Raw genomic sequence first — 285 nt, forward strand, 5'->3', positions numbered from 1 at the left:
CACACAGATTGTCTGATAGAAAATAAAGCAGTAAGAAATCTCTGCAGGCTTGTAGCTCAGGTGGTTAGAGCGCACCCCTGATAAGGGTGAGGTCGGTGGTTCAAGTCCACTCAGGCCTACCAAATTCCTCCTGATACTGCGTTGCAAAACGCCCTGTCTCAGAAAGAATACCGGTAACGAGATTTGCATACGATGGGGTTATAGCTCAGCTGGGAGAGCGCCTGCCTTGCACGCAGGAGGTCTGCGGTTCGATCCCGCATAGCTCCACCATCCTTTACTGCTGAA

The 285-nt window shown here is 51.2% G+C and carries 2 tRNA genes; both read left to right on the forward strand.

Annotation, left to right across the window (positions count from 1 at the left end):
* The first annotated feature begins 45 nt into the window (after positions 1-45).
* Positions 46-122 (forward strand) — tRNA-Ile (locus tag ACQUTD_RS21630).
* A 72-nt stretch (positions 123-194) separates the two neighbouring features.
* Positions 195-270: transfer RNA gene (locus tag ACQUTD_RS21635), tRNA-Ala, on the forward strand.
* The last annotated feature ends 15 nt before the right edge of the window (positions 271-285 follow it).

The organism is Enterobacter sp. K510, assembly GCF_055804875.1.